Raw genomic sequence first — 24890 nt, forward strand, 5'->3', positions numbered from 1 at the left:
AGCGCCCACAGCGCGTCACTGATCAGCCGCGGCGGTGGGGAAGACACCGGCGACGACATGGCCGGCAGCCTGCGCCGATGCCAGGTCGTCAACTAGAGCCCGACGACCTACTTCCGCAACGTCTTCTAAGAGGGACACACCTCATGCATTCGGCGTCCCGGAACTCGTTGTGACGGGTTACCGGAGGCCCGTCGGCAGCGTGCAGGGCAGAGGGACCGGCCACCGGCCCGAGGACCGAGCCTGGCTATCCGCACGCGAGCGCCAACGGCGTCAGCAGGCCGAACGCGCCCCGTCCGGGGGACCAGGCCACGGGCAGTTAGCGGCGATCGGGACGGAACGCACCGCCGAGCCGCCGACCCGATGTGTGGGTGGTGGGCGGACCTCCCAAGCAGGCTGAAGGCCGATCCCCACGTGGTGCTTGGCCACCTGCCGGCACTATGTCTGAGAGCAAACCCGAGCCGCCGCCTACGGCGGCTCGGCGGTCGAGGTCGTCGAGCGACGCGTCAAGGTCCCGACATCACCCGCCGGCACATGGCGGTCAACATCCGCAAGTTCGTGCTGCAGGCGCACTCCCTCGACGTGCTGGTGGCCACCGGCACGCTCACCGTCCAGGCCGCCCGGTTCCTCGAGGCCGCCGTCGCCTCGGGGCTGAACGTGCTGGTCTCCGGCGGCACCCAGGCGGGCAAGACGACGTTGCTCAACTGCCTGGTGGCCGCGGTCCCGGCGCGCGAGCGGGTGATCACCTGCGAGGAGGTCTTCGAGCTGTGAAAGATCCCGCCGGACCCTGAACGTGAGGGCGGAGGGGCAGGAAGCGCGTCCGTTCCGCTTCCTGCCCCTCCGCCCTACTTGTTCGGCTACGGGCGGCGGTACCCCCAACGCAGGAGTGCGCCGCCAGCCGCGCTGGTCGATCCCCATACGGCGAGGACCACCAGGCGCACCTCGCTCGACGGCTCGATCAGGATGGCCGTCAGGCACAGGATGCTGGTGAACACGAGGTAGGAGAGGGCCACCTTGACCCTCCACCTCTCGATCACGATCTGGTCGGTGTGGACCACCCGCAGCTGGGCGTAACCCGGCGCCATGGGCTCGTCCTCCATGAACGGGATGTCGTTCAGGCCCGCTTCCGACTGGTCCTGCCGCTGGACCTTGTCACCCGGAGTGGTGGGCATTTCTTCTCCATTTCGGTGGTGCGGAGACGTAGTCCCCGCAGTCGGGGCTAGTTCAACATGCGCACCGTGTCGCACCGCTGCGTGCGACGAATTGACGTCAGATCGGCCTCAATGCGCATTTAGGTATTCACCTCCCTTCCTCAACTCAACCGGGAGGCAGTGCACGGTTGGGTCCGCTATTCCCCACAAATCCGCGCATCGAGCAATTACGGCCACGGGGTTAACCGGACTCATTAGGTGAGTCCAAATTACCGATTGAGCCCCTCCCCAGGTGTGATCCGTTGCGGACGACTGCTCGACAGTTGCCGATTCGATCGCTGGGCTGGTTGCTCGTACACCTGCGCAGTCAGGCTGCGCTTCCCCGAGACAAGGCCCTGCCGCATCCCAACTAGAGGAATGTGTTGCGGCGACTGCGGGTTGCATGGATACCGCGAACCCGGCGAACGCCGTTGCCATAAATAGCGCGCATATGGCGTAACGGCGTGCGCTCCTTCGCAGATTCAACATCGAACTCCCTTCTTCGTGCAGGGTTAGAGGAAGCGGACCTCAACGAGACTGTTGTCCGCGTTCTTCACAGCCATCGATGCACCCCGCTGCTGCGTCTCGTCCACGTAGCGGAATACGGAAACGGCGCGACGTACCGCTTCCGTGACTGACACTCCTTCCCGATCTGCATATCCCTTGAGGGTGTCCGCGACCTCTGAATTGACGTTCAGGGACAGCCGGACCTGCTCATTGCTTTTGTTGTTCTGAGCAGCATTCCCAGTCGTCTTGTGGACATTTGAGCCATTGCGTGGCATCTGCTTGTCACCTCCCTTCGTGTACCGGTGTGCCACCTCGGCGGGGTGGCTTGCTCTCCAGGTGACGAGTGGAGCTTACGCCCGGGACCACCAGGACGACACATGCGATGCGTAAAAACTACGCATCCTGGGGGGCGGTCGCTGCGGCCGACGTCCTGTGTAGTGAGCAGGTCTTCGAGTTGCGGGTGCCGCTGCCCGACGTGGTGGCGATGCAGACCCGCCAGCCCAACCTCGAGGGTGCGGGGGAGATCCCGCTGCGCCGGCTGGTCAAGGAGGCGCTGCGGATGCGGCCCTCGCGGATCGTGGTCGGCGAGGTGCGGCAGGAGGAGTGCCTGGACCTGCTCATCGCGCTCAACAGCGGTCTACCGGAGATGACTGAAGCGCGGTAGACGGATGAGTTCCGCCCGACTGGGACACTGGGTCGCATGCCGGAGGAGTCGAACCCAGACACGCTGCCGACGCCAAGGGACCCCACCGGCCCGTGTCCGTGGTGCGGCCGAATCTCCAACTTCGATGTCTCGGGCGGAGCCAGCCTGGCGGGTCGGCCTGGTCCGTATCCCGTCGGCTGGATCGACACGCACGCGCTGTCCACGCTGAAGTGCTCCGGCTGCAAGCGGACTGCGGCCGTCATCACCGACGAGACAGGTAGGGGCATTCACTGGTATCCGGCTCCCGGCATGGGCCTCCTGGACCGGCAGGTCAACAAGGGCGTGGCGTCGGCCTACGACGAGGGCATGCGCTGCCTCGGCATCGGTGCCAACCGGGCGGCGGCGGTCATGTTCCGGTCGGCGTTGAGCCTCTTCGTCAAGGACAAGGGCAGCGAGGCGGCCAAGAAAGAGCGCCATCTCAAGAACGCGCTCAAGCACATGAAGGCTGACAACTCCCTGCACCCCTCCCTGTCGGAGTGGGCGGATCACTTGAACCAGTTGGGCAACGAAGGAGCGCATCCCGAGGACTACGACGACGTGACGGCCAAGGAGGCCGAGGAACTGGGCAAGTTCGTGCGTCACCTCATCCATGCTGAGTACGAGTTGCCCGCGCAACTCCGCCGCGCGCGTGGGTTGCTCAAGGACGAGCCAGAGGACAACGGCGGGGCGGCCGAAGAATCCGGCTCAGGCGGCCTTCCTTCCGCATCCGACCTGCTAGGTCGGCCGGGGATCTGGTAGTCCGCTCTACAGACGACTCTCGGCGTGTCGTGGGGGTCCTGGGATCGCTGGTCGCGCTGGGCTCCGGGGAGAGCGACACGCCGCCCATGCCCTCCGGGGGCGTCACCTTCCGGCCATAGCGTCGAAGCCGTGACACAACGGGAAGACCAGCCGGTAGCGGACGAGATCGCGGGATGGATGCGGAACGCCGGATGGAGAGGTGACGTCGCCAGCGGGGCCGTGTCCGGCCTCGTCGTTGCCCTCCTGACAGACCCGGGGCCGATCGTCTTCTCCGTCGTCGGCGTCCTCGTCGTCACCCTCGTCGGCTTCTGGGCCGTTCAGGTACGTCGAGGCCAAGGCCCAGGGCGGCACCGCCGCCTGCGGAGTGACATGGACCGACGCCATGCCCGGTGGCGACGCGGCCGGGCGGTACTCCTTGGCGTCCTGATCGCGTGGGTCGTCTACTTCGGCAGCGTCTTCGGTGCATCAGTGACGTCGTAATGGAGAGCCAACGCGGCTCCGCTGGCTGGGTGATGAAGGCGGAGCCGGTCCCCGTCGAGGTGGCCCGGGACGGCGGCTGGCACCGGGGCCTCCTCTACGGGTGGCGGCTGGACTCGGAACGCGCATGGGTCGCTCACGTCCACTACTCGATGCCGACCGAGTGGGGCCGAGGCCACTTTGTGGACGCCGTCGAGGCCGACCGTATCCGCCGCAAGGTCGTGTAACGCGAGAAGGCCCTCGACCTCCACGAGGGAGGCCGAGGGCCTTGAGGATCGTGCGGATGGGCCAGCGCGAGGGCGGTCCGAGGGCTCCTCAGAGGGCCGCTAGCGACGCCTACGTCCCGGATGGGTCCAGCGAGGTCCAGAGGGCGACGTCGGGAAGTGGGACGTCGGTGTTCACCTCGGGGTCCGCCTCACGGCGGTCGGGGCGCTGGAACCAGTCCGCCATGATCCGGAAGATGCCTCCCGTCACCCGATCCCTCTCGGCCGGGCTGATGCCGGGGTCCATGTAGAAGGCGCGGACGGTTTCTAAGAGATCCTGCGCGCGGTCATCACTGCCGAGATCGGCAGGGACATCGTCAGAGGCCCGGATCGCGGCCTTCATGAGGGCGACCTCGGAGATGGGAAGGACTCTTGCGAGGGCGGCGATTTGGTCACCGGAAGTGCGCCGCGGGCCGTCCTTGGGCCTGACGAGGTAGTGGACGGGCGGCTCAACTCTTGGAGGGCGTCCCGCACGAGGGCGGCGAAGGCGTCCAGTTCAGTCCTCCTTGGGCCGTGTTCGGTACTTCTCCATCGCGTTCGCAACAACCTCGTCGATGACGCCGGAGTCGTAGGCGTGAACGGCGGCACCTCGCCACGGTTCCTCGGCGGGGAGTCCGTCCGGCGTAGTCGCGTGAGGGCGGCCGATGGCGTCGATGAAGGTCCGGACTCGGATGCCGCGTTGCCGGGCGGCCCGGCGGATCTCCACGCGGACCATCTCGGCGTCCGCATCCGCTCGGCCGATCCACCGGCCGAGTTGGCCTAGGGCCTGGAGGGCGGCCTCTACATCATCCACCGGGTCATCGTGGCTGATGGGTGCCGGTTAGAGACTGAGTAGCCGTCGGACGTGCCAGGGTGGGAGACCGGCGTTGCCGAGCGCGACAGGCAGACCGCGCCAGTACCTCGGGGGAAGGCTCTCGTCATAGCCCCATGGCCTGGAGAGCCTGGGTCACGGCAGCGACAACGCCTTGACCGATGACACTGCCGGTGCCAGAGACGGCGACATCCTTGGCGCTCTCCAGCGCCCGGCGGACAACGCCCGGCTCCACGACAGGCTGGTCGGTGACCTGACGCAACTCGGCGACGGCCGCCTCCGCCTGCGCGGTCTGCTCCTCGTCCAGGCCCAGCGCGCCGAGGCGGACGAGGGCCTCGAGTTGGTCCGCCACGGCCGCCACCTGGCGACGGTTGTCCTCGGTCATGGTCACGGTGACCGTCTGCACGGTGCCGGGGCTATTCGCCGCGATGGCCGCGCCGGGCGAGCCGGTCACGTTGAAGTAGTTGTTCACGGTGGAGGCGTCGCTGGGTGCGGTGGGCATGTTGGCAGCGGCGGGGGAGAAGTCATTGACGGACCGGCCGGACTCCAGGACCCGCTCGCCGCGCGTCGTGATGCTCGGCCGTGCCAAGCCGCCGCCGAAGGTGGCCGTTCCCTTGATGTAGCCCTCATCCATGAGCCACCGGGCCGCCGTGTTGATCTCGTCGGAGGTGAACTCGTGTCCGTAGTAGGTGCCGTAGTCACTGGCATAGAAGTCGTTGAACTGCGGGTGGGGGTCGCCGTGCAACGTGCGGTCGTGCAGCCAGGACAAGAAGGCGTCACGGGCGGCCTTGCGCCGGCCGAGGAGGTCGCCGCGCGCAGTCCTCAACTTCTCGATGAGGCCGAGCCCAGCCGGGCGGACGAAGCAGGACCAGCCGCGATAACCCAGGGGCGTGTTGAGGCCGATCAGCCCGTCCTCCCGCAGGAACCTAAGGCTCCCTGCGATGGCCTCTGCATCCTCGGGTTCCTGGTCATTGAACAGGGGGGCGAGGTCCACGAGGACACCCATCGGTCCACCGTTGTCGGCGATCCAGTCCAGGAGTCGGAGCCGGAACAGGACGGAGGGGGAGAGGTTGTAGCCGCGTGCGAGATCCACAGCGCCAACGGTAGGTCGAGGTACTGACACCTCGTGGCGACGCGCTTGCGCATCGTGGAGTTGTCGTTGGTCGTCGGTCCTGTCCTCGGCGCGCACGGCTCAGTCGGCGGCGTACTCCTCCAGGACCGCAAGAACGTCTCGGCCAAGGGGAGTGATCCGGTGGACGAAAATCTCCAGGCCAGACTCGGTCTCCGCCAGCCCTCGGGCGGCAAGCGCAGAGAGGCAGAGCATCGTGAGCCGGGGAGCGAGATCCGACTCCTCGCGCACCAACTCTGACGTCCAGATGAGCGACGTCCCAGACATCCTTGGCGGCTGCCGCGTCAGGAGAAGCAGGATGCGCGCGTGGTGCTCGGTGAGGTCGGCCAAGGCTGTGAGAACCACCTCCGCCTCATCGGCGGTACCCGGGTCGGCCGCCGCGTGGCCAAGGGCGGCCCCCATCGCGCGGAGGGTGCCGTCGTGGCCGTTCATGCCAGCGGCGTGGAGAACGCGGGTGACGAGGGAGAGGAGTTGAGAGTTGTCACCAATCCGCTCACCGATCTCTTCCCGAGTCATCCCGGAGACACGCTCGGCGGCCGTAAGGGCCACCGAGCGGCGGCGTTCGGTCTCCTCGCGGACGCGTCGGACCACGCGCTCGGTGAGCACGCCGACGCCGGGGATAGGAAGGAAGAGGCCAACTCCGGCGGCCAGGACATCCCCGCCGATCTGATCCACGAGGTCTCGACGGTCCTGCTGCTCAGCCACGTCGTGACGGTAGTTCGGGTAGGGGTTGGAGCGGTCTCGGCTGCGATCCGACACGATTGCTAGGGCAGGTCACTAGTTGCAGGCGTTTGGTCGTCGGTTACCGACGCCTCGGCGAGGTGGTACCGCGCTGAGTAGCCGCCCGCGCGGTGCCACGTCACGACGGCGTGGCAGTTGCGGCAGCGCACGGCGCACTTGGCGACCTCGGCCGCCAGTCGCTCTGGCCGCGCTGGCGCGTAAACCAGCGCAGAGACGTTGGCGGCCTTGTCGTCACCGATGTGATCAAACTCCAAGACACGCGGGTCGGTGGCGTTGTAGGGGCATGACCCTTCATGAGTGCCGACGCAGGGGTGGGCCTTCTTGTAATCCCAGACCCACCGACGGTTCCGTTCGCGTCGCACTTCGACTGACCAGACGGCCTTGTAGCCCGGTCCTTGCTCAGCGAGAAGGGCTCGGTCCTCCGCGCGGGATATATCACGGAAGGCGTCCAAGGCTTCCTTGTTGCGCTCGTAGTACCCGGCGTGTTGTGCATTTCGGCACACCTGGCATTTCCGGTGGTAGCCATCCTTGGAATTGCCGGTGGAGCGGCCGAACTCAGCCAGGGACTTCTCCTCCTGGCATCCGGTGCAGACCTGGCATGTGACCGACTCTTCCTCGGCCGATAACCAAAGGGACTCCGTCAACGCCCGGCGGAACGCCTTCCGGCACTCATCATCGCAGAAGTGTGCGTTCGGGTGGCGGCCCGAGAGATCCGCTGAACACGCCTTACAGACCTTGGCTCGGGTCCCGTGTCGCCGGGCGTAGTAGTTGTTGCACCGCTGGGAGCAGAACGCTGCGTGGGTCCGCTTCTCAGAGATGTCCTCGTTGCACCAGTGGCAACGGCGCCTACGGGCGGGCATGCGGCCGACCGTAGGTCCGCCCGCCGACAGGTTCGTCACGCTGGGCTAGGGCGGCGGGCGCCGCCGGAACGTAGGGGAGCCTGTGACGTTGACCGGAACTCGAGGGTGGAGCCGGACAGGTCGGCGAAGGTCGGAGTCAGGCCGGGCTGGCCATGCGACGGCGGGCCTCGGCCCGTCCACGTTCGGCGGCGGTGGAGGGGACATCCTCGGTGCTGGCGAAATTGCTCGTTTCGGTGGCCGCTCCGGTCATGGGGCCGCCCGTGACCTTCGGGTAGCGGCGGCGGGCCTCGGCCCGAACCTCCTCAGCGGCCGAGGCGACATCAGGCTCGTCATCATCACCGGCCGCATGTCCATAGGTCTCCTGGGCGGCCTTGGCCTCCGCGAGGACGGCGGCCAGCCGCTCAGCCTCGGCACGCAGGTGGACGAGGGTCGCCTCGGCGGCGGCGATCTGATCGGCGGTGGTGGTCACGAGGTCTCCTCGGTCGCGGGGGTTCGCTGAAAGGCGGCGGGGGTCCGCCGGAAACGGTCCCGGGCGGACGTCCTGGCCGGGCGGTCGGGACCGCCATGCATTGGGACCAGGACGGCCCGGTCACCGCGTGCCGGGGTCGCGGAGGGCCAGGACCAGCGGTTGCGGGCGGCCCCGGCGACGGTGAGGCCAAGGTTGTCGGCCTGGCGGGCCTTGAGGCCGCCGAGGGCGGCGTTGGAGTAACCGCCAGCGGCGAAGGCCACCGCGGTCCGGACGTGGACGGCGGCGTCGTGGACGAGGCCGAAGCGTTCTCAGAGGGAAGAAGCTGGACGGGTCCAGAGGTCGGACCAGGCGGTGGTCTCCTCCGGGCTCGGCGTGCCAAGGGGCCATGCCGGAGGGGTCTCTGGGGGCTGGGTCATCGGGGTCCAGCCACCGGAGGCCCCGGCGGCGGCGGACCGGAAGGAGGTCGGGTCGGGGGCTGGGCCGGATCGGGAGTGTCCGCCGGAGGGCATCAGAACATCCTTTCGGTTCGAGTGATCGCGACCCCACTGTCCGAACGGCGCGGGGCTCTAATCTAGGGAGATGGAGGACGCGCCGGACGACGCTTCGGGATTTATCGATCTAGCGAGCTTGCTTGTCTCGTTTGTCTCGCTTGCGGTGGCTATTGTCGCTTTGATACTGGCCTACAGGGCATGGAGGCGACCGTTTCCTGCTGACCCCACGCGCGTCCCTAGTTGGGGTTTTCCTCCGAATGAGGATCGACGTGTGATTCGCGGACCCGCGGACGCCCTGGACTTGCTGCAGTTCCTAGAAGACAACGCCGGACGCAAAGTGCGCATTCGGATCACGCTTGACCCGGCGTATTTCGACGCGGGAATTGGAACCTGGCTTGAGCCAGACAACGGAGGATTTACGGTCCCTGTGGACCGGAGCCACTCGCATATGTCCTTGATTGAATTGGCTCGCATCACCCAAAACCCGCCGACATGGGCTCAATTCACGATTCAGGGAGGCCGCTCCAGCCCTGACAGGATGGGAATGGTTCAGATGCACGGAATCTGGCAACTGAACGGCTACTTCGCTTGTCTCGGGTTTGTAGGTGTATGGACGGGAACAAAGAGCTACAACGTCTTCCCGTTGACTCCGGTCGAAGCTGTGACCTAGGGCGCGTCTTCTAATCCCGTAGCCAGATGAGGATCGAGGCGAGGACCAGCGCGCCGTGGAAGACGGTGGCGTGCTTGTCGTAGCGGGGTGGCGATGCCGCGCCAGGACTTGAGCCGGTTGAAGGCCCGCTCGATGACGTTGCGGCGCCGGTAGGCGGTGCGGTCGTAGCCGACCGGACGCCCGCCTCGTGAACCGCGATTGCGGCGGTGGCCGGCCTGGTCGGCCGGCTCAGGGATCACCGCGGTGATCCCTCGGCGGCGCAGGTCGGCGCGGTGGCCGCGGGCGGGGTAGGCCTTGTCGGCGATCACAGCATCCGGACGGGTGCGCGGTCGACCCGGCCCCAGCCGGGGCACCCGGACGGCGGCCAGCAGTGGGCCGAGCATCGGCGAGTCGCCGCCCTGCCCGGGGCCGACCAGCACGGCCAGCGGTCGGCCGCGGCCGTCGACGGCCAGGTGGGTCTTGGTCGACAGCCCGCCGCGGGAGCGGCCCAGGCCGTGGTCAGCCGGCTCGGCGTTGCCGCTGGTCGGCGTCGTCCCCCACACGGCCGCCTGACCGGGCGGCGGTGGCGCCGTGCTGATGCACCCGGCTGATGGAGGAGTCCACGCTCACCGTCCAGTCCAGCTCGCCGGCGGCATCGGCCTGAGCCTGCAGCGCCGTCAGGATCCGGTCCCAGGTGCCGTCGAGGCTGAACCGGTGGTGTCGCTTCCACGCCGTCTGCCAGTGCCCAAACTCCTCGGGCAGATCCCGCCACGCACACCCGGTGCGATAACGGAAGACGATCCCCTCGAGCACCTGACGGTGATCTCGGAACGGCCGTCCGCGCGCCCCATTCGAGCTGGGCAGCAACGGTTCCAGCCGAGCCCAGGCTTCGTCAGACAGCACTCCTGACCGCGCCATCTACGAACAATCGACCCTCACCGCAGGACCGTTTGGGAGACACGCCCTAGCTGGCTGGCTCCAGCACCCCGTTGATTGCTGTCCGCGGATGACGGCCGAGTGGCTGTGCACCGGTCGCTGGCCAGCCTTCACCTTGTCGGCGTCGGATGCGCGAGCAGGAAGCGCTGGGCCGCGCGGATATCCCGGCGCAGGAACGGCCACACGATGGCCAGGAGCACGCCGTAGCCGACGGCGATCACCGCCCGCCACGTCGCCGGGTCGGCGATCCACTGCCCGATGAACAGCACCTCCAGGCCCGAGTTGGCCACCACGCTGGTGCGCGACACCAGCAAGTACTCAGCCAGCAGCCGCGCCAGCGGCAACCGGTCAGGCGCGATCGATCGCCGCCCACGGACCGCGGCGGCCAGCTCCTTGCGCTGCCCAGCGGTGAGCACGGCCAGTGGGCTGTTCCAGGCGCGCACCCGGCGGGTGCTCCGCACCGCGGCGACCACGCCGGTCAGCTGGAGCACCAGCCCGGCGCTCGCGACGCTGAAGCCGGCGATCTGCTGCCAGCGCGGCACCGCCGACACCGGCGAAGAGACGCCGCCCAGCAGCACCGTCACGATGACGATGACGGCGACCGAAGCCAGGAGCAGCGCCAGCAGTGTCCAGATCCGCCGCCGGCGCCAGCGCCGCAGCCGCTGCTCCCCCGCCTCGGTGGGCAGGCGGTCGAGCAGCGCAAGGGCCTGCGCCCAGCGCTGCTCGTCCTCGCTCACCTCACCAGCACTTGCCGTCGTCACGTCGCTAGCTTCGCCGCCGTGAGCGCTCCCCATGGGACGCCCTGCCAGCGTCCCACCGGTCAGGTGAGGACGACGGTCCGCGATGGACGGTCGAGGCGGAGTGCGTCCTGGACAGCCCGAACGGCGACCCAGTCAGCAAGCCGAGCCGTTGACTCACCGCACCTCCGCCACCGAGCAGCGAGTGGTGGAGCACGCCAACCGCCTGCCGGGATCAGGCAACCGCCTGCGCCACCGTCAGCGCCCGGACGGTGTTCGTCCTCGGTCTCGAGCGTCCGTGGTCGACCGGCGGACAGTCCGCAGGGAGTCCGCAGGAGGTCCGCAGAACGTCCGTCTGGGCCCCTCAAGGGCCACCACCTACCAACGGCATTCCTGCTGCTCAGATCGTTAATAGCCGGAGAAGAGCGAGGTCAGCGGAGCTCCCCGATGGCCCTCCGGAGGCGGGTGCGCAGGTTCGAATCCTGCCGGGGGCACACCGGGTCGGAGGCCCCGCAGCGAGTCGCTGCGGGGCCTCCGTCGTGTCCGCGGCGCGGTGCCGCCGGACGGGTCAGGCCAGGAAGGACTCCCAGCCGCCGGCCGGGGCCGTGCCCACCGGCAGGGTCCGCAACCGGTCGAGGACGGCGGGGTCCTGCGCGTCCAGCCAGGCCACCAGTTGACGGAAGGACACCAGCCGCACCTCGGGCCGGCCGGCGATGGCCCGCAGGGTGTCCTCCACGGCGTCCATGTAGATCCCGCCGTTCCACTGCTCGAAGTGGTTGCCGACGAAGAACGGCGCGCGGTTGGTCGTGTACGCGCGCTCGAACCCGGCCAGGTAGGCGTCCCGGGCCTGCTGCCGCCAGGCGTCGTACATCGCCGGGTCACCGGACACGTCGCCCCGGGACTGCCGGTACATGAAGTTGTAGTCCATGGCGAGCGCGCCGCCGCTCGAGCCCGGATCGCTGCTCGGGAAGGGCACCGACGGCAGCGGGAAGTCCCAGAGACCGAGCTTCCTCCCGGGCCAGACCTGCTGCCCGCCGGGTGAGCTGGCGTCGTACCTCCACCCCAGCGCGGCAGCGGCCGGGAGCAGTCCGTCCTGGCCCTCGAGGCACGGGGTACGGCCCCCGATCAGCTCGACGTCGTAGTCGAAGGGGAGCGGCGGCAGGTCGCTGCGGCCGGTGGTGGTCTTCCAGGTCTGCACGAACCGCTTGGCCTGGGTGATCTCGCTGGTCCAGTCCTCCGGGGACCACGACCGGACGCCGGTCTCACCGCAGAAGTGGCCGTTGAAGTGGGTACCGATCTCGTGCCCGTCCAGCCAGGCGAGGCGGACCTCGGCCATGGTGTCGAGCACCTCCTGGGTCGACAGGAACCCGATGTCGGAGGAGCCGACCGGGTGCCGCGGCGGGGCGTACTGCATCCGGTGGTCGACCGGCAGCGCGTACAGCCCGGTGAGGAAGAAGGTCATCGAGGCGTGGATCTCCTGCGCCAGCCGCCGGAACCGGGGGAACTGACCCGTGGACAGGTTGGCCGCGCCGTCCCAGGAGAAGACGACGAACTGGGGCGGACGCTCGCCGGGCAGCAGCCGCCGCGGGACGGGCTGGTGGGGCTGCGGTCCGGTGTCGGCCGTCGACCCGTCGCCGATCAGCCGCACCGCGGGGACCGGAGCCGGCGGGGGTCCGGCAGGCGGTGGAGCCGGGGTGGTGGCGGGCGCGGGCGCGCTCTCCGTCGCCGTCGTGAAGGACCGCACTCCGGCACCGCAGCCGGTGGCGGCGAGCACGGAGGCCCCCGCCCAGCTCAGCAGTGCCCGTCGGCTCACTGCCCGCACGAGTCGTCACCGGTGATGCCCACGAGGTCCCCCACCATGTTGGCCCCCGTGCCCGCGCCACCCCGGTCGCGGTGGCCCGACGGACGGTAACGGCCCCGGGGAGGATCCGGAACTGGTCCGTGCGCCCCGGGACGACGACGCGCCGGAGCCTGGATCAGCGGCAGCGGTCGTCGGTCCCGGACCACGACGCACGAGGCCGCGCCGGCCGCCCGGAGACGGGCACCGACGGGACCCTCCTCGTCCCGGCGGAGCGCTCGCCTCGAGTCGACGGGCCGGCGGCCGATGACGACGGGTGCGCGGTGACCACCGCGGACGTCGTCCATCCCGGGAGGACCGCGATGCCCCGCCCCGACCCCCGCCAGGATCCCTGGCACGCCCCCGACCCGAGCTTCCTCGGCGAGGAGTCCCAGGGCGGGACGGGCAACCACGCCGGACCCGAACTCGCTCTCGCGCGGCTGCTGCGCTGGTTCCTCGGCCGCACGGACGGCCGGGACACCCGCGAGGCGATCGAGACCCGGGCCCGCGAGGCCCGGCTCAAGGCCGAGCGCAGGGCCGCCAGGCGGTCCCGCTGACCCCGTGCCGCCTCGACCGCCCTCGGGCGAGGTCAGTGCGGGCGGTAGGGGACGTACGAGCCCGTCACCACCACCGCGGGCGCCGGGCCGGGCACGCCGTAGCCGTCACCGTCGACGTCGCCGTCCGCGACCTCCGGCCCGCCGCCCACGCCGAGCAGCGTGCGGGTGACCTGCTGGGTGGAGTCGAGCAGGTCGTCGAGCGCGCGGTCGACGTGCGCGGCGGTGACCTCGGCCACCGGGTCCTGCTCGTGCAGCGCCTCCAGGACCGCGCGGCGCAAGAGCTCCTTGAGGAACGAGGCGGTCACGCCCTCGGTGCGCTCGACGGCGCGCGCCACGTCGTCCTCCGCCAGCCGCAGCGGCACGTCGCGGCCGTACAGCTCCAGCAGCCGGCGGCGGGCCGCGGCGTCCGGGAGGTCGACGTCCACCGCGACGTCGATGCGGCCGGGCCGGGCGGCCAGCGCCGGCTCGAGCAGGTCGGCCCGGTTGGTGGTCAGGACGAACAGCAGGTCGGCGTCGGGAGCCGCGCCGTCCATGGCGTCGAGCAGGTCGAAGAGCACGGGGCTGCCGCCGGGGCCGAAGGACCGGTCCATGGCGACGAGGTCGACGTCCTCGAGCACCACCACGGCCGGCTGCAGGTCGCGGGCCAGCTCGGTGACCGAGCCGACCACGCCGAGCGAGCGGCCGGTGAGCAGCAGCCGGGTGTAGTCGTCCATCCGGCCGAGCAGGTAGCGCACGGTGTGCGTCTTGCCGGTGCCCGGCGGCCCGTAGAGCAGCAGGCCGCGCTTGAGGTGCTGGCCGGCGGCCCGCAGGCCCGCGCGGTGCCCGGCGACGCCCAGGGAGTGCCGCTCGACCCGGCCGAGGACGGCGGCGGGCAGCACGACGTCGTCGCGCTGCAGGTCCGGCGGGTCGAGGAAGGTCAGCACGACCTGGCCCATCGGCCCGGGAGTGACCTCGACCAGCCGGCCGCGGTACACGTTCAGCTCCCGGCGCAGCCGGTCGAGCTCGGCGAGCACACCCTGCGCCCGCTGCACCGGCAGCCCGGCGACCTCGACGCGCAGCGTCGGCTGCTCGTGCTCCCTGGGCCCCTGCACCAGCAGCACGTAGCGGCCGGCGTCGTCGCTGACCAGCACCAGGGCCAGCCGCAGGCAGGCGAGGGTGGTGCCCGGACCGTTCGGCAGGTCGACCACCGAGGGGGCGCTCAGCCGGACCGGCGGCAGCCCCTCGCCGGTCATCAGCTGCTGCAGGTCGATCCCCATGAAGTGCGGCGGGAGCACGATGCCGCGCACCTCCACGGTGCGTCCGTCGGCCGCGGCCCAGGCGTCGAGTGCGGTCTGCAGGTTGACGTGCTCGAAGGCCGCCAGCTCCCGCGCGACCACCGACTCCTGCAGACCGGCCGGTCCGAGCGTCTCCTGCACGAGCGCGACGACCTCGTTGCCCGCTCCCTGGCCCGGGACGTGCAGCCACTCGAGCAGCGACCGCAGCCCGGCGGCGAACTCCCTGGCCTCGGTCTCGGATGCCTCGCTCGCCACAGCGCCACCTGCTCCCGGTCGGTCGGACGTAGCGGCGCAGCGTAGCCATCACCGCACTCGCCCGCGGCTCCGCGGCCGGGGGTCCCTGGTCGCCCGGCGCCCGCAAGGGGACGATCCTGGGCGGACTCACCCGGGCCGATCGAGGAGGCCGTCCTGAGCCAGCAGCACGCAGTCGAGCGCCGCCATCCCCCGACCGCGCTCATGAGCCTGGTCAACCCCGTCGTGCGGCGCCTCGTGCGCCGCGGCCGGGCCGGCGGCCAGCTGCTCGTCCTCCACCTCACCGGTCGGCGCACCGGCCGGCGTTACGACGTCCCGGCCGGCTACCACCTCGTGGACGGCGTCCCGACCGTCTTCACCAACAGCGGCTGGCGCCACAACTGCGCGGGGGGCGCCGAGATCGAGGTGACCTTCCGCGGGCGGCGTCGTCCGGCCCACGCGGAGCTCGTGATCGATCCGGCAACGGTGGCCGCCGTCTACCGGCGGCTCATCGAGGAGATGGGCTGGCGGGCCGCGCAGCGCCGGATGGGCATCCGGATCACCGTGGGCCGTACGCCGACGCTCGAGGAGCTGCAGGACGCGATCAGCCGGTCCGGCCTGTCCCTGATCCGGCTCCAGCTGCGCTGACGTCCGCGGCTCACGTCCCGCCCTCCGGGAGGGCCCGCGGACGGCGCCCGGTTAGCGTGCGTGCCATGGAGCACACCGGGGTGCAGACCACCCGCGCCGGCGACGTCGAGCTGGCCTACGAGACCTTCGGCTCACCCGAGGACACACCGCTGCTGCTGGTCATGGGCCTGGCCACGCAGATGATCGGCTGGCCCGACGACTTCTGCCGGATGCTGGCCGACCGAGGCCTGTACGTCGTCCGCTTCGACAACCGCGACATCGGGCTGTCCACCCACCTGGACGCCGCCGGCGCGCCCGACGTGCTCGCCGTCATGGGCGGGGACCACTCGCGCGTCGCCTACCGCCTGGGCGACATGGCCGAGGACACCGCCGCGCTCCTCGACGCCCTCGGGCTGGACAGCGCGCACGTCGTCGGCGCCTCGATGGGCGGGATGATCGCCCAGTCCCTGGCCATCCGGCACCCGGACCGGGTGCGCAGCCTGACCTCGATCATGTCGACGACCGGCGACCCCGCGGTCGGCGCACCGGCTGAGGCCGCGCTCGGCGTGCTGCTCGCTCCGCCGGCGACCGACCGGGAGAGCGCCGTGCAGCGCGCGGTCGACACCTACCGCGTCATCGGCTCCCCCGGCTTTGAGTTCGACGAGTCCGGGCTGCGGGAGCGGGCCGGGCTGTCGTTCGACCGGGCGTACAACCCGGCGGGGGTGGCCCGCCAGCTCGCCGCGATCCTGGCCAGCCCCGACCGCACCGCCGACCTCGCGCGGGTCGCCGTCCCCACCCTCGTGGTGCACGGCGCCGAGGACGCGCTGGTGAACGTGTCCGGCGGCCGGGCGACGGCGGCGGCGATCCCCGGCGCCGAGCTGCTGGTGGTCGAGGGCATGGGCCACGACCTGCCGCGCGAGGTGTGGCCGCAGCTGGTCGACCGGATCGCCGCGCTGGTCGACCGGGTCGAGCGGGGCTGAGCCGCACCCGGGGCCCCGCCGCGACGGCGGGGCCCCGGGATGCCGGGCTCAGCTGGTGAGCATCCCGCCCTCCACCGGGATCGTCGTCCCGGTGACGTAGCCGCCGGCGTCGCTGACGAGGAAGACCAGGGCCGCGGCCAGCTCCATCGGGTCGCCGGCGCGGCCGGCGAGGACCCGGCCCATCTGCTGGTCGAGGTAGCCCTCCGGGTACTGGTCGGTCATCTCCGAGGCGAAGAAGCCCGGCGCCAGCGCGTTGACCCGGATGCCCTTGCGGCCGGTCCACTGCTGGGCGAGGTCGCGCGTCAGGCCGATCAGCCCGGCCTTGCTGGCGGCGTAGGCGGCCTGCGGCAGTCCCGCGGTGGTCAGCCCGAGGACGCTGGAGATGTTCACGATGGAGCTGCCCGGCTTCATCACCCGGCCGCAGGCCTGCGCCATCCAGTAGCAGCCGTTGAGGTTCACGTCGATGACCGCGCGGAACTCCTCGGGCTTCTCCCGGGTGGCCGGCGCGGCGGTGCCGATGCCGGCGTTGTTGACCAGCACGTCGACCCGGCCGAACTCCGCCATGGTGGCGTCGACCAGCGCCTGGCAGTCCTCCACCTCCGCCACGTCGGTGCGCACGGTGATCGCCCGCCGGCCCGCCGCCTCGACCGCCTCCTTCGTGGCGGCCATCCGGTCCTCGCGCCGGGCGCCGAGCGCGACGTCGGCACCGGCCTGGGCCAACGCCCGGGCGAACACCACGCCCAGCCCCGACGAGGCCCCCGTCACGATCGCCACCCGGCCGTCGAGCCGGAACATGTCCAGGATCGTCCTGTCCGCCACGCCGCTCTCCCCTCTCGCTGCTGCTCCCGTCCCCGGGACGGTAGCCGGGGGTGTGGTAGGCCACCCGGCGGGCGGGTAGGGCACCCGCGGACGAGAGGAGGCCGGTCATGACACCAGCCGGGACCTCGGGCGGCCAGCCGGGGCCGCCCCTGTGGCGGCAGGCGTTCGACGCCGCCGAGCGCCGGGTGACCCCGCACGCGGAGAGCCTCGTGCGCACGCCCGGCTTCGCCACCGGCGTGACCCTGCTGCGGCGGGCGCAGAACCTGGCCCGGGGCACCGCGCGTGGCCTGTCCGCCCGCGCCTGGCACCTGGTCAACCTGCCCGCCGGCAGCGACCTCGCCCGGCTGCGGGCCCAGATCGGCGCCCTCGACCGCGAGGTGCGGCGACTGACCGTGCAGCTGGAGACCCAGCGGCGGGCCACCGCCGCGATCCCCGACCCGATCCAGGAGGGACCCGATGGCCACGGTGCCGAGTCCGCAGGCGGTCCTCGACCGCGTCCGGCGCGACGTCGAGCGCAACGCCCTCCGCGCGCGTAACGGCATCAAGCTCGTCACCGGCGTCGACCGCCCCGGTGTCGGGCTGACGCCCAAGGACGTCGTCTGGGAGCGCGGCCGCACCCAGCTGTGGCACTACCGCAGCGACCGGGTGCGGTACTCGCCGCCGCTGCTGGTCGTCTTCAGCCTGGTCAGCCGTAGCTACATCCTCGACCTCACGCCGGGCAACTCGTTCATCGAGCAACTGCTCGACGCCGGCTTCGACGTGTACATGGTCGACTGGGGCGAGCCCGACGAGCGCGACGCGCAGAACCGGCTCGAGGACTACGTCGACGACTACATCCCCGCGGCCGTCGACCGGGTGCTGGAGATCTCCGGCGCCGACGAGGTCAACCTCTTCGGCTACTGCTTCGGCGGCGACCTCTCGCTGCTCTACGCCGCCCACCACCCCGACGCCCCGGTGCGCAGCCTGACGGTGCTCGCCACCCCGGTGGACTTCACCGAGATGGGCCCGATGGCCGACGTCTTCCGCGGCGGGCTGGAGGTCGACGACGTCGTCGACGAGAACGGCAACGTGCCGCCGCGGGTCGTCGTCCAGGGCTTCAAGACCCTCACCCCGACCGCCGAGGTCACCCGCTACGTGACCCTGTGGGAGCGGCTCTGGAGCGACGAGTACGTGTCGGCCTACCAGGCGATGACCGGCTGGTCCGACGACCACATCCCGTTCCCCGGCGCGGCCGCGCGGGAGACGGTGCAGATGCTCGTGCGGGACAACGGCATGGTCACCGACCGGCTGACCGTGGGCGGGGACCGGGTGCACCTGTCCGACATCCGGCTGCCGTTCCTCACGGTCCGCGCCGACCGCGACCACATCGTCCCGCCGGCGGCCACCGCGCCCTTGATCGACCTGGTGGGCTCCGAGGACAAGCACGAGCTGCGGCTGGCCGCCGGCCACATGGGCCTGGTGGTCGGCCGGACGGCGGCGAAGACCACGGTGCCGGAGATCATCGGCTTCCTGCGCACGCGCAGCGAGGAGAGCGCGCCCGCCCGGGCGGCCGGGCAGGAGGGATGAGCGTGGACGTCGTCGACCTGCGCCCCGAGCACGCCGACGCGCTGCTGCGCTTCTTCCGGGACCTGCCCGAGGGCGACCTGACCTTCATCGAGGAGGAGGTCACCGACCCCGCCGTCGTCCGGTCGTGGGCGAACGGCTCCGGCGGCGGGCGGCGCTTCGTCGCCGTCGACGGGGACGAGGTCGCGGGCTACGTCGCCGTGCGCCCGCTGCCGGGCTGGTCGGCGCACGTCGGCGAGGTGCGACTGGTCGTCTCCCCCACCCGGCGCGGCTCCGGCCTGGGCCGGCGGCTGGCCCGGCAGGCCCTGGTGACGGCGGTCGGCGACGGGCTGGCCAAGCTGGTCGTGGAGGTGGTCGCCGAGCAGGGTGCGGCGCTCGCCCTGTTCACCGACCTGGGGTTCACCGGCGAGGCGCTGCTGCGCGACCACGTCCGCGACCGCGAGGGGAACCTGCGCGACCTGATGGTGCTCGCCCACCACGTCGACGAGACCTGGGCCGGCATGGCCACCGTCGGCCTCGACGAGGCGCTCGGCCAGAACCTGAGCTGAGTCCGGTCCCGTCTCCCGGCCTCCCTGCAGGGGCCCGCCACGAACCCGCGAGCGGTGGGGGGCAGGGAGGTCCTCCGACTCAGCTGAGGAGCCCGCCGGCTGTCGGAGGGGGCCGGGACTCCCGGCGGTCAGGACCCGCGAGCACGGGGTCGCGCCACGCCCGGCCTGCGACCGCCCGCGCCCGGACGACCCCCGGTGCCGGAGGGACCGGCGGACCCTCCGGGGATGGCTTCCTTCCTCCTCGTGCACGGTGCCTGGGGCGGCGGCTGGGTGTGGGACGACGTCGCCCGCCACCTGAGGGACCTCGGCCACCGGGTGACCGTGGTCGACCAGCTGCCCAGCGCCGGCACCGATCCGCGGACGCTGGGTGACCTGCGCGCCGACGCCGACCGCGTCCGGCAGGCCCTCGACGGGATCGACGAGCCGGTGGTGCTGGTCGGGCACTCCTACGGCGGCATGGTCATCACCGAGCTGGCCGACGACCCCCGGGTACGCCACAGCGTCTACGTCGCCGCCTTCTGGCCCCAGCGTGGCCAGTCGCTGCTGGACCTCGCGGGCGGGGACGCGCTCCCGGCGTGGGTCGAGCCGCGCGACGACGGCTCGCTGGCCGTGACCCGCGACGTCGACACCGTCCGCGAGGCGCTGTGCGCCGACCTGTCCAGCGAGCAGGCGGCAGCGTTCCGCGACCGGCTCGTCCTGCAGTCGGTCGCGGCGTTCACGGCGCCGAGCACCGCTCCGGAACGCGGTCATCCGACGACCTACGTGGTGTGCGCCCAGGAGTCCGACAACTGCATCCCGGTCCCGGCGCAGGAGGCGATGGGCGCGCAGGCCGGGCGGCTGGTGCGGCTGCCCTCGGCGCACATGGCGGCGCTGTCGGTCCCCGGCGAGCTGGCCCGGGTCCTCGCCGGCGTCGCCGAACCGGCCGGCGTGGGCTCCTGAGGGCTCAGACCTCCGTGACCCGGCCGGCGTCGACGGCGAACCGCCGGGTCACCGCCACCGCCTCGAGCATGCGGCGGTCGTGGGTGACCAGCAGCAGGGTGCCGGGGTAGGCGGCCAGCGCCGACTCCAGCTGCTCGATGGCCGGCAGGTCCAGGTGGTTGGTCGGCTCGTCGAGCACCAGCACGTTGACCCCGCGCGCCTGCAGCAGGGCCAGCGCGGCGCGGGTGCGCTCCCCCGGCGACAGCGTGGTGGCCGGGCGGGTCACGTGCTCGGCGGTGAGGCCGAACTTCGCCAGCAGGGTGCGCACGTCGGCGGTGGGCCAGTCGGGCACCTCGGCGCCGAAAGCCTCCAGCAGCAGCCGCTCGCCGACGAAGAGCCCGCGCGCCTGGTCGACCTCGCCCAGCCGCACCGCCGGCCCGAGGGAGGCGCTGCCCGACGCGAGCGGCACCCGGCCCAGCAGCGCGCCGAGCAGGGTCGTCTTGCCCGAGCCGTTCGGTCCGGTGATCGCCACCCGGTCGCCCCAGTCGACCTGCAGACCCACCGGCCCGAGGGTGAAGTCCCCCCGGTGGACGACGGCGTCGCGCAGCGTGGCGACGACGGCCCCGGCGCGCGGTGCCGCGGCGATGCTCATCCGCAGCTCCCACTCCTTGCGGGGCTCCTCGACGACCTCCAGCCGCTCGATCCGCCGCTCGGTCTGCTTGGCCTTGGCCCCCTGCTTCTCGGCCGTGGCCCGGTTGTGGGCCTTGATGAACTTGTCGGGGTCCTTCTGCTTCTTGACCGCGTCCCGCACGCCCTTGGCCAGCCAGTTGCGCTGCATGCGCGCCCGCGCCTCGAGCTCGGCCTTCGTCCCGGCGTACTCCTCGTACTCCTCGCGCGCGTGCCGGCGGGCGACCTCGCGCTCGACGAGGTAGCTCTCGTAGCCGCCGTCGTGCACCCGCACCAGCTGCTGGGCCAGGTCGAGCTCGACCACCCGGGTGACGGTGCGGGCGAGGAACTCGCGGTCGTGGCTGACCACCACGATGCCGGCGCGGTTGCCGCCGACGAACCGCTCGAGCTGGTCGAGCCCGGCCAGGTCCAGGTCGTTGGTGGGCTCGTCGAGCAGCAGCAGGTCGTAGCGGGACAGCAGCAGCGCGGCCAGCCCGACCCGGGCCGCCTGCCCGCCGGAGAGCCCGGGCATCGGAGCGTCGGGCGCGACACCCGGCGCCACCTCGGCCAGCACCTGCTCGAGGCGCTCGTCGAGGTCGGCGCCGCCCAGGGCCAGCCAGCGCTCGAGCGCCTCGCCGTAGGCGTCGTCGGCGCCGGGACGGCCGTCGGCGAGGTCGGCGGTGGCGGCGTCGAGAGCGGCCTGGGCGGCGGCGACGCCGGTGCGGCGGGCGAGCGCGGCGGCCACCGTCTCGCCTTCGCGGCGGTCCCGCTCCTGCGGCAGGTGCCCGACGGTCGCCGTGGGCGGGCTGAGGGTGACCGCGCCGGACTCGGCCGGCAGCTCACCGGCCAGCGTGCGCAGCAGCGTGGACTTGCCGGCGCCGTTGACGCCGACCAGCCCGACGACGTCGCCGGGGGCGACGACGAGGTCGAGGCCGGAGAACAGGACGCGCGCGCCGTGGCCGGCGGCCAGGTCGCGCGCGACGAGGGTGGCGCTCATGGGGGTGCTCCCGGGAGGACGGTCGGATCGAGGACGCCGTCGGCAGCGGCGCTGCCGGTTCCGGGAGTCACAGCACGCGCCCACGGTAGCGCGGGCGGGGTCAGCCGTCGTGCGGGTTCCCCTCGCACGGGGCCGCGTCGGGCTCCCCCGCCGCCTGCCGGCTGACCCGCCAAGGCTGCACCGACTCGTAGCCGCGCACCGCCACCGGCTCCATGGGCCGCACCCGGTACTGCGGCAGGCCGCGCACGTGCCCGGCGAGCACCCGGTCGACCAGCAACGCCCCGGCCGGAGCGATCGACGTGAGCCGGCTGGCGAGGTTGACCACCGGCGAGTAGACGTCGCCCAGGCGGGTGAGCACCGCCCCGTAGGCGGCGCCCACGCGCAGCGGCGGGCGGTCCCCGGCGTCCCAGGCGGTGGGCAGCCGCAGCCCGATCTCGACCGCGTCGACGGCGGAGGCGGCGGTGAAGAGGACCCCGTCGCCGACGGTCTTGACCACCCGGCCGCGCGAGCGGGCGATCACCTCGGTTGCCGTCGCCTCGAAGGCCTCGACCATCGCGCCGAGCTCGCGGCCGCCCATGCCGCGCGAGCGGGACGTGTAGCCGACCAGGTCGGCGAAGCCCACGGCCAGCTCACGCCGGTCCCCCGGCGTCTCGGAGGACAGCGCCCGGTCGACGTTCGCGGCGAGGTGGCGCCGCCACACGTAGTCCTGGGTGCGGCTCAGCAGCGGGATCAGCGCCTCGGCGGTGGCCACGACGTCGACCGGCGTCCCGGGGGCCTGCTCCCGGGCCCGGCGGACGAGCGCGTCGGCGAGCAGGTCGGTCTGCCAGTCGGCCAGCCGGGACAGCGCCTGGCCGGTGGCGCGGGCGATGGACGCCTCGCTGCCGCGGTCGACGAAGCCGGAGTCGATCAGCTCCGACACCGTGGCCAGGGCCCCGACGTCGGCGAGGGTGAAGGCGGGGTCGTCGTCGGCGACGTCGGGGAAGCCCAGCGCCCGCCACAGCCGCTGGGTGCGCTCGGGGGGCATGCCGGCCGCCGCGGCGACCTCGAGCCGGGTCAGCCGGCGCGGGCCACCGAGCAGCAGCCGCTCCAGCGCCTCCCGGACGTCGGGATCGGGCGGGATCGGCTCGGGGTCGGGTCCGGCGGGGTGCACGGCGACCTGCCCCGGCTCAGCCCGTCGTCCGGCCGGCGGGGGCGCCGGAGACCGTTCCCGCCCGACAGCCGCTCACGGCAGCGCACTGTAGTGACCGGACGGCGGGCGCGTGTGCCCGTGGTCACGAGCGCGGCGAACGGCGGGTGGACGCCGGGTGGCCGGCGGGCGTCGGGCGGCACGCCGGAGGCCGCGGGCCTCGGTCGGCGGCGGGCGGTGCGCTTGGATGACGGGGCACGGGGGTGCGGACGGCGGCAGGGCGCGACGAGGAGGACCGATGGCCAGCGGCACCACCGCAGGACCCCGACCCGTGCGGATCGAGGTGTCCGGCCTGACCAAGACCTTCGGCACGGTGCGCGCCGTCTCCGACCTCGGGTTCACCGTGGAGCCCGGCTCGGTCACCGGCTTCCTCGGCCCCAACGGCGCGGGCAAGACGACGACGCTGCGGATGGTCCTCGGCCTGATCACCCCCGACACCGGCACCGCCACCTTCGACGGCGTCCCCTACGCGGCGCTGCGCGAGCCGGTGCGCACCGTGGGCGCGGTCCTCGAGACCGCCTTCCACCCGGCCCGCTCCGGCCGCGACCACCTGCGCGTCTACTGCCGCGCCGCCGGGATCCCGGTCGCCCGCGCCGACGAGGTCCTCGAGCGGGTGGGGCTCGCGACGGCGGGACGGCGCCGGGCGGGCGGCTACTCGCTGGGCATGCGGCAGCGGCTGGCGCTGGCCACCGCGCTGCTCGGCGACCCGCCCGTGCTGGTGCTCGACGAGCCGGCCAACGGCCTGGACCCCGAGGGGATCCTCTGGCTGCGCGGCTTCCTGCGGCACCTCGCCCACGACGAGGGCCGCACCGTCCTGGTGTCGAGCCACCTGCTCGCCGAGATGGAGCAGACCGCCGACCGCGTCGTCATCGTCGGCGCCGGCCGGCTGGTGCGGCAGGGCTCGATCGCCGAGCTGCGCTCGGGCGCCCAGGGCGCGGGGACCGTGCTCGCGCGCAGCCCGGAGGCCGACCGGCTGGCCGCGGTGCTCGCCGCCGAGGGGCTGGCGGCCACCCGCAGCGACGACGGCCTGGTCACCGTCGAGGGCGCGACCCCGGCCGAGGTCGGCGCGCGGGCCTTCGCCGCGCGGGTGGAGCTGCACGAGCTGCGCGCCGAGACCACCGGCCTCGAGGACCTCTACTTCCGGCTCACCGCCGGCCAGGAGCAGTTCGCGGCCGGCTCCCCCGCCGGGCCCGCGCAGTACACGACCGAGGGAGCGGCCCGATGAGCGCGCTCGTCCGCGCCGAGTGGACCAAGCTGGTCACCACCCGCGTCTGGATCGGCCTGGTCATCGGCGCGTGCGTGATGGCCGGCGGGTTCGCCGCGCTGTTCACCGGCCTGGCCGGCGCCGAGCCGGACGGCGGTCAGCCGGGCCTGCCGCCGGTGGGGACGCCGCAGTACGAGGAGGTCGTGTTCTCCGTCGCGGCCAACGCCAGCGTCTTCCTGCTCATCCTCGGGATCATCGGGATGACCCAGGAGTACCGGCACCGGACGGCGACGCCGACCTTCCTCACCACCCCGCGCCGCGGCCGCGTCGTCGCCGCCAAGCTGCTGGCCTACGCCGCCGCGGCGGTGCCGGTCGCGCTGCTGGTGCTCGCCGTCGTCGTCGTCGTCGTGCTGCTCTACGCCGGCGCGCGCGGGGCGGCGCCGTCGCTGGACGGGGACAACCTGCGCACGCTGGGCACCGCGGGCCTGGTGCTGGTCGTGTTCGCCGTGATCGGCGTCGGCGTGGGCGCGCTGCTGCGCAACCAGGTCGGCGCCATCGTCGGCTCGCTGGTGTACCTCTACGTCGTCGAGCCGATCATCTCCTCGATCGGCGCGATCCAGGGCGCCTACAAGTGGCTGCCCGGCGGCGCGGTGCAGGCCGTCACGTCGGACTTCCAGGCGCCCGAGCTGCTCGACCCGTGGCAGGGCGGCCTGCTGCTGCTCGGCTACGGCCTGGTCGCGGCGCTGCTGGGCACCCTGCTGGCCGTCCGCCGCGACGTCGTCTGA

General features: G+C 72.2%; 26 protein-coding genes and 1 pseudogene. 12 read left to right on the forward strand and 15 right to left on the reverse strand.

Annotation, left to right across the window (positions count from 1 at the left end; genetic code table 11):
* Positions 1–531: 531 nt before the first annotated feature.
* Positions 532–768, forward strand: a complete 237-nt coding sequence (locus tag ACI79O_RS16970; protein WP_456914713.1) for an ATPase, T2SS/T4P/T4SS family — start codon at positions 532–534, stop codon at positions 766–768.
* An 86-nt stretch (positions 769–854) separates the two neighbouring features.
* Here the strand turns inward: ACI79O_RS16970 and ACI79O_RS16975 are convergent, their stop codons facing one another.
* Positions 855–1169 (reverse strand): hypothetical protein, encoded by a 315-nt coding sequence (locus ACI79O_RS16975; RefSeq protein WP_456914714.1) that lies wholly within the window; start codon positions 1167–1169, stop codon positions 855–857.
* Between the two features lie 907 nt (positions 1170–2076).
* On the opposite strand from ACI79O_RS16975, the gene ACI79O_RS16980 reads away from it, so the two are divergent.
* On the forward strand, positions 2077–2358 hold the full coding sequence (locus ACI79O_RS16980) for an ATPase, T2SS/T4P/T4SS family (RefSeq protein ID WP_456914715.1): 282 nt from the start codon (positions 2077–2079) through the stop codon (positions 2356–2358).
* 36 nt (positions 2359–2394) lie between these two features.
* Positions 2395–3135, forward strand: a complete 741-nt coding sequence (locus ACI79O_RS16985) for a DUF4145 domain-containing protein (RefSeq protein WP_456914716.1) — start codon at positions 2395–2397, stop codon at positions 3133–3135.
* A gap of 102 nt (positions 3136–3237) precedes the next feature.
* Here ACI79O_RS16985 and ACI79O_RS16990 read toward each other — a convergent pair whose 3' ends face one another.
* The 10 genes and pseudogenes from ACI79O_RS16990 to ACI79O_RS17035 form a co-directional block, all read right to left on the reverse strand.
* Positions 3238–3519, reverse strand: a complete 282-nt coding sequence (locus tag ACI79O_RS16990; RefSeq protein ID WP_456914717.1) for a hypothetical protein — start codon at positions 3517–3519, stop codon at positions 3238–3240.
* Between the two features lie 429 nt (positions 3520–3948).
* Positions 3949–4218 carry a hypothetical protein gene (locus ACI79O_RS16995; RefSeq protein ID WP_456914718.1) on the reverse strand — a complete coding sequence of 90 codons (270 nt, stop codon included), beginning with the start codon at positions 4216–4218 and terminating at the stop codon, positions 3949–3951.
* A gap of 153 nt (positions 4219–4371) precedes the next feature.
* A complete protein-coding gene (locus tag ACI79O_RS17000) occupies positions 4372–4668 on the reverse strand; it encodes a hypothetical protein (protein ID WP_456914719.1) in 297 nt (98 codons plus the stop codon).
* A gap of 124 nt (positions 4669–4792) precedes the next feature.
* Positions 4793–5779, reverse strand: a complete 987-nt coding sequence (locus ACI79O_RS17005; RefSeq protein ID WP_456914720.1) for a hypothetical protein — start codon at positions 5777–5779, stop codon at positions 4793–4795.
* A 99-nt stretch (positions 5780–5878) separates the two neighbouring features.
* Positions 5879–6520 carry a hypothetical protein gene (locus tag ACI79O_RS17010; protein ID WP_456914721.1) on the reverse strand — a complete coding sequence of 214 codons (642 nt, stop codon included), beginning with the start codon at positions 6518–6520 and terminating at the stop codon, positions 5879–5881.
* A gap of 59 nt (positions 6521–6579) precedes the next feature.
* Positions 6580–7416 carry a hypothetical protein gene (locus ACI79O_RS17015; protein ID WP_456914722.1) on the reverse strand — a complete coding sequence of 279 codons (837 nt, stop codon included), beginning with the start codon at positions 7414–7416 and terminating at the stop codon, positions 6580–6582.
* A gap of 136 nt (positions 7417–7552) precedes the next feature.
* A complete protein-coding gene (locus ACI79O_RS17020) occupies positions 7553–7885 on the reverse strand; it encodes a hypothetical protein (protein WP_456914723.1) in 333 nt (110 codons plus the stop codon).
* A gap of 1171 nt (positions 7886–9056) precedes the next feature.
* Positions 9057–9943, reverse strand: a pseudogene (locus ACI79O_RS17025) (IS5 family transposase).
* A 128-nt stretch (positions 9944–10071) separates the two neighbouring features.
* Positions 10072–10722 (reverse strand): hypothetical protein, encoded by a 651-nt coding sequence (locus ACI79O_RS17030; protein WP_456914724.1) that lies wholly within the window; start codon positions 10720–10722, stop codon positions 10072–10074.
* 544 nt (positions 10723–11266) lie between these two features.
* A complete protein-coding gene (locus tag ACI79O_RS17035; protein ID WP_456914725.1) occupies positions 11267–12346 on the reverse strand; it encodes a hypothetical protein in 1080 nt (359 codons plus the stop codon).
* 512 nt (positions 12347–12858) lie between these two features.
* On the opposite strand from ACI79O_RS17035, the gene ACI79O_RS17040 reads away from it, so the two are divergent.
* Positions 12859–13092: a hypothetical protein gene (locus tag ACI79O_RS17040; RefSeq protein ID WP_456914726.1), complete on the forward strand. Its 234-nt coding sequence runs from the start codon at positions 12859–12861 to the stop codon at positions 13090–13092.
* A 32-nt stretch (positions 13093–13124) separates the two neighbouring features.
* Here ACI79O_RS17040 and ACI79O_RS17045 read toward each other — a convergent pair whose 3' ends face one another.
* Positions 13125–14621: an AAA family ATPase gene (locus ACI79O_RS17045; RefSeq protein WP_456914727.1), complete on the reverse strand. Its 1497-nt coding sequence runs from the start codon at positions 14619–14621 to the stop codon at positions 13125–13127.
* A gap of 201 nt (positions 14622–14822) precedes the next feature.
* Here ACI79O_RS17045 and ACI79O_RS17050 point away from each other — a divergent pair, with 201 nt between their 5' ends.
* Together ACI79O_RS17050 and ACI79O_RS17055 are read left to right on the forward strand one after the other, a co-directional pair.
* Positions 14823–15245, forward strand: coding sequence for a hypothetical protein (locus ACI79O_RS17050; RefSeq protein ID WP_456914728.1), 423 nt, complete (start codon positions 14823–14825; stop codon positions 15243–15245).
* A gap of 65 nt (positions 15246–15310) precedes the next feature.
* A complete protein-coding gene (locus ACI79O_RS17055; RefSeq protein ID WP_456914729.1) occupies positions 15311–16204 on the forward strand; it encodes an alpha/beta fold hydrolase in 894 nt (297 codons plus the stop codon).
* 48 nt (positions 16205–16252) lie between these two features.
* On the opposite strand, the gene ACI79O_RS17060 is transcribed toward ACI79O_RS17055, so the two are convergent.
* Positions 16253–17023 (reverse strand): SDR family NAD(P)-dependent oxidoreductase, encoded by a 771-nt coding sequence (locus ACI79O_RS17060; RefSeq protein WP_456890562.1) that lies wholly within the window; start codon positions 17021–17023, stop codon positions 16253–16255.
* A gap of 107 nt (positions 17024–17130) precedes the next feature.
* Here ACI79O_RS17060 and ACI79O_RS17065 point away from each other — a divergent pair, with 107 nt between their 5' ends.
* From ACI79O_RS17065 to ACI79O_RS17080, 4 genes are all read left to right on the forward strand, one after another.
* Positions 17131–17559, forward strand: coding sequence for a hypothetical protein (locus ACI79O_RS17065; protein WP_456914730.1), 429 nt, complete (start codon positions 17131–17133; stop codon positions 17557–17559).
* Positions 17480–18589: an alpha/beta fold hydrolase gene (locus ACI79O_RS17070; RefSeq protein ID WP_456890560.1), complete on the forward strand. Its 1110-nt coding sequence runs from the start codon at positions 17480–17482 to the stop codon at positions 18587–18589. Before ACI79O_RS17065 ends, ACI79O_RS17070 begins: the two co-directional genes overlap by 80 nt.
* Positions 18586–19134, forward strand: coding sequence for an N-acetyltransferase family protein (locus ACI79O_RS17075; RefSeq protein ID WP_456914731.1), 549 nt, complete (start codon positions 18586–18588; stop codon positions 19132–19134). The genes ACI79O_RS17070 and ACI79O_RS17075 overlap by 4 nt, the downstream gene beginning before the upstream one ends.
* A gap of 225 nt (positions 19135–19359) precedes the next feature.
* A complete protein-coding gene (locus ACI79O_RS17080) occupies positions 19360–20073 on the forward strand; it encodes an alpha/beta fold hydrolase (RefSeq protein WP_456890558.1) in 714 nt (237 codons plus the stop codon).
* Between the two features lie 4 nt (positions 20074–20077).
* Here ACI79O_RS17080 and ACI79O_RS17085 read toward each other — a convergent pair whose 3' ends face one another.
* Together ACI79O_RS17085 and ACI79O_RS17090 are read right to left on the reverse strand one after the other, a co-directional pair.
* A complete protein-coding gene (locus tag ACI79O_RS17085; protein WP_456914732.1) occupies positions 20078–21715 on the reverse strand; it encodes an ABC-F family ATP-binding cassette domain-containing protein in 1638 nt (545 codons plus the stop codon).
* 100 nt (positions 21716–21815) lie between these two features.
* Positions 21816–22865, reverse strand: a complete 1050-nt coding sequence (locus ACI79O_RS17090; RefSeq protein WP_456890556.1) for an adenylate/guanylate cyclase domain-containing protein — start codon at positions 22863–22865, stop codon at positions 21816–21818.
* Positions 22866–23139: 274 nt separating this feature from the next.
* Between ACI79O_RS17090 and ACI79O_RS17095 the strand changes: the two genes are divergently transcribed.
* Entirely contained in the window at positions 23140–24126 is a 987-nt protein-coding gene (locus tag ACI79O_RS17095; RefSeq protein WP_456890555.1) for an ABC transporter ATP-binding protein, read from the forward strand.
* Positions 24123–24890, forward strand: a complete 768-nt coding sequence (locus ACI79O_RS17100) for an ABC transporter permease (RefSeq protein WP_456890554.1) — start codon at positions 24123–24125, stop codon at positions 24888–24890. The genes ACI79O_RS17095 and ACI79O_RS17100 overlap by 4 nt, the downstream gene beginning before the upstream one ends.

The sequence above is a fragment of the Geodermatophilus sp. SYSU D00696 genome (assembly GCF_054050235.1).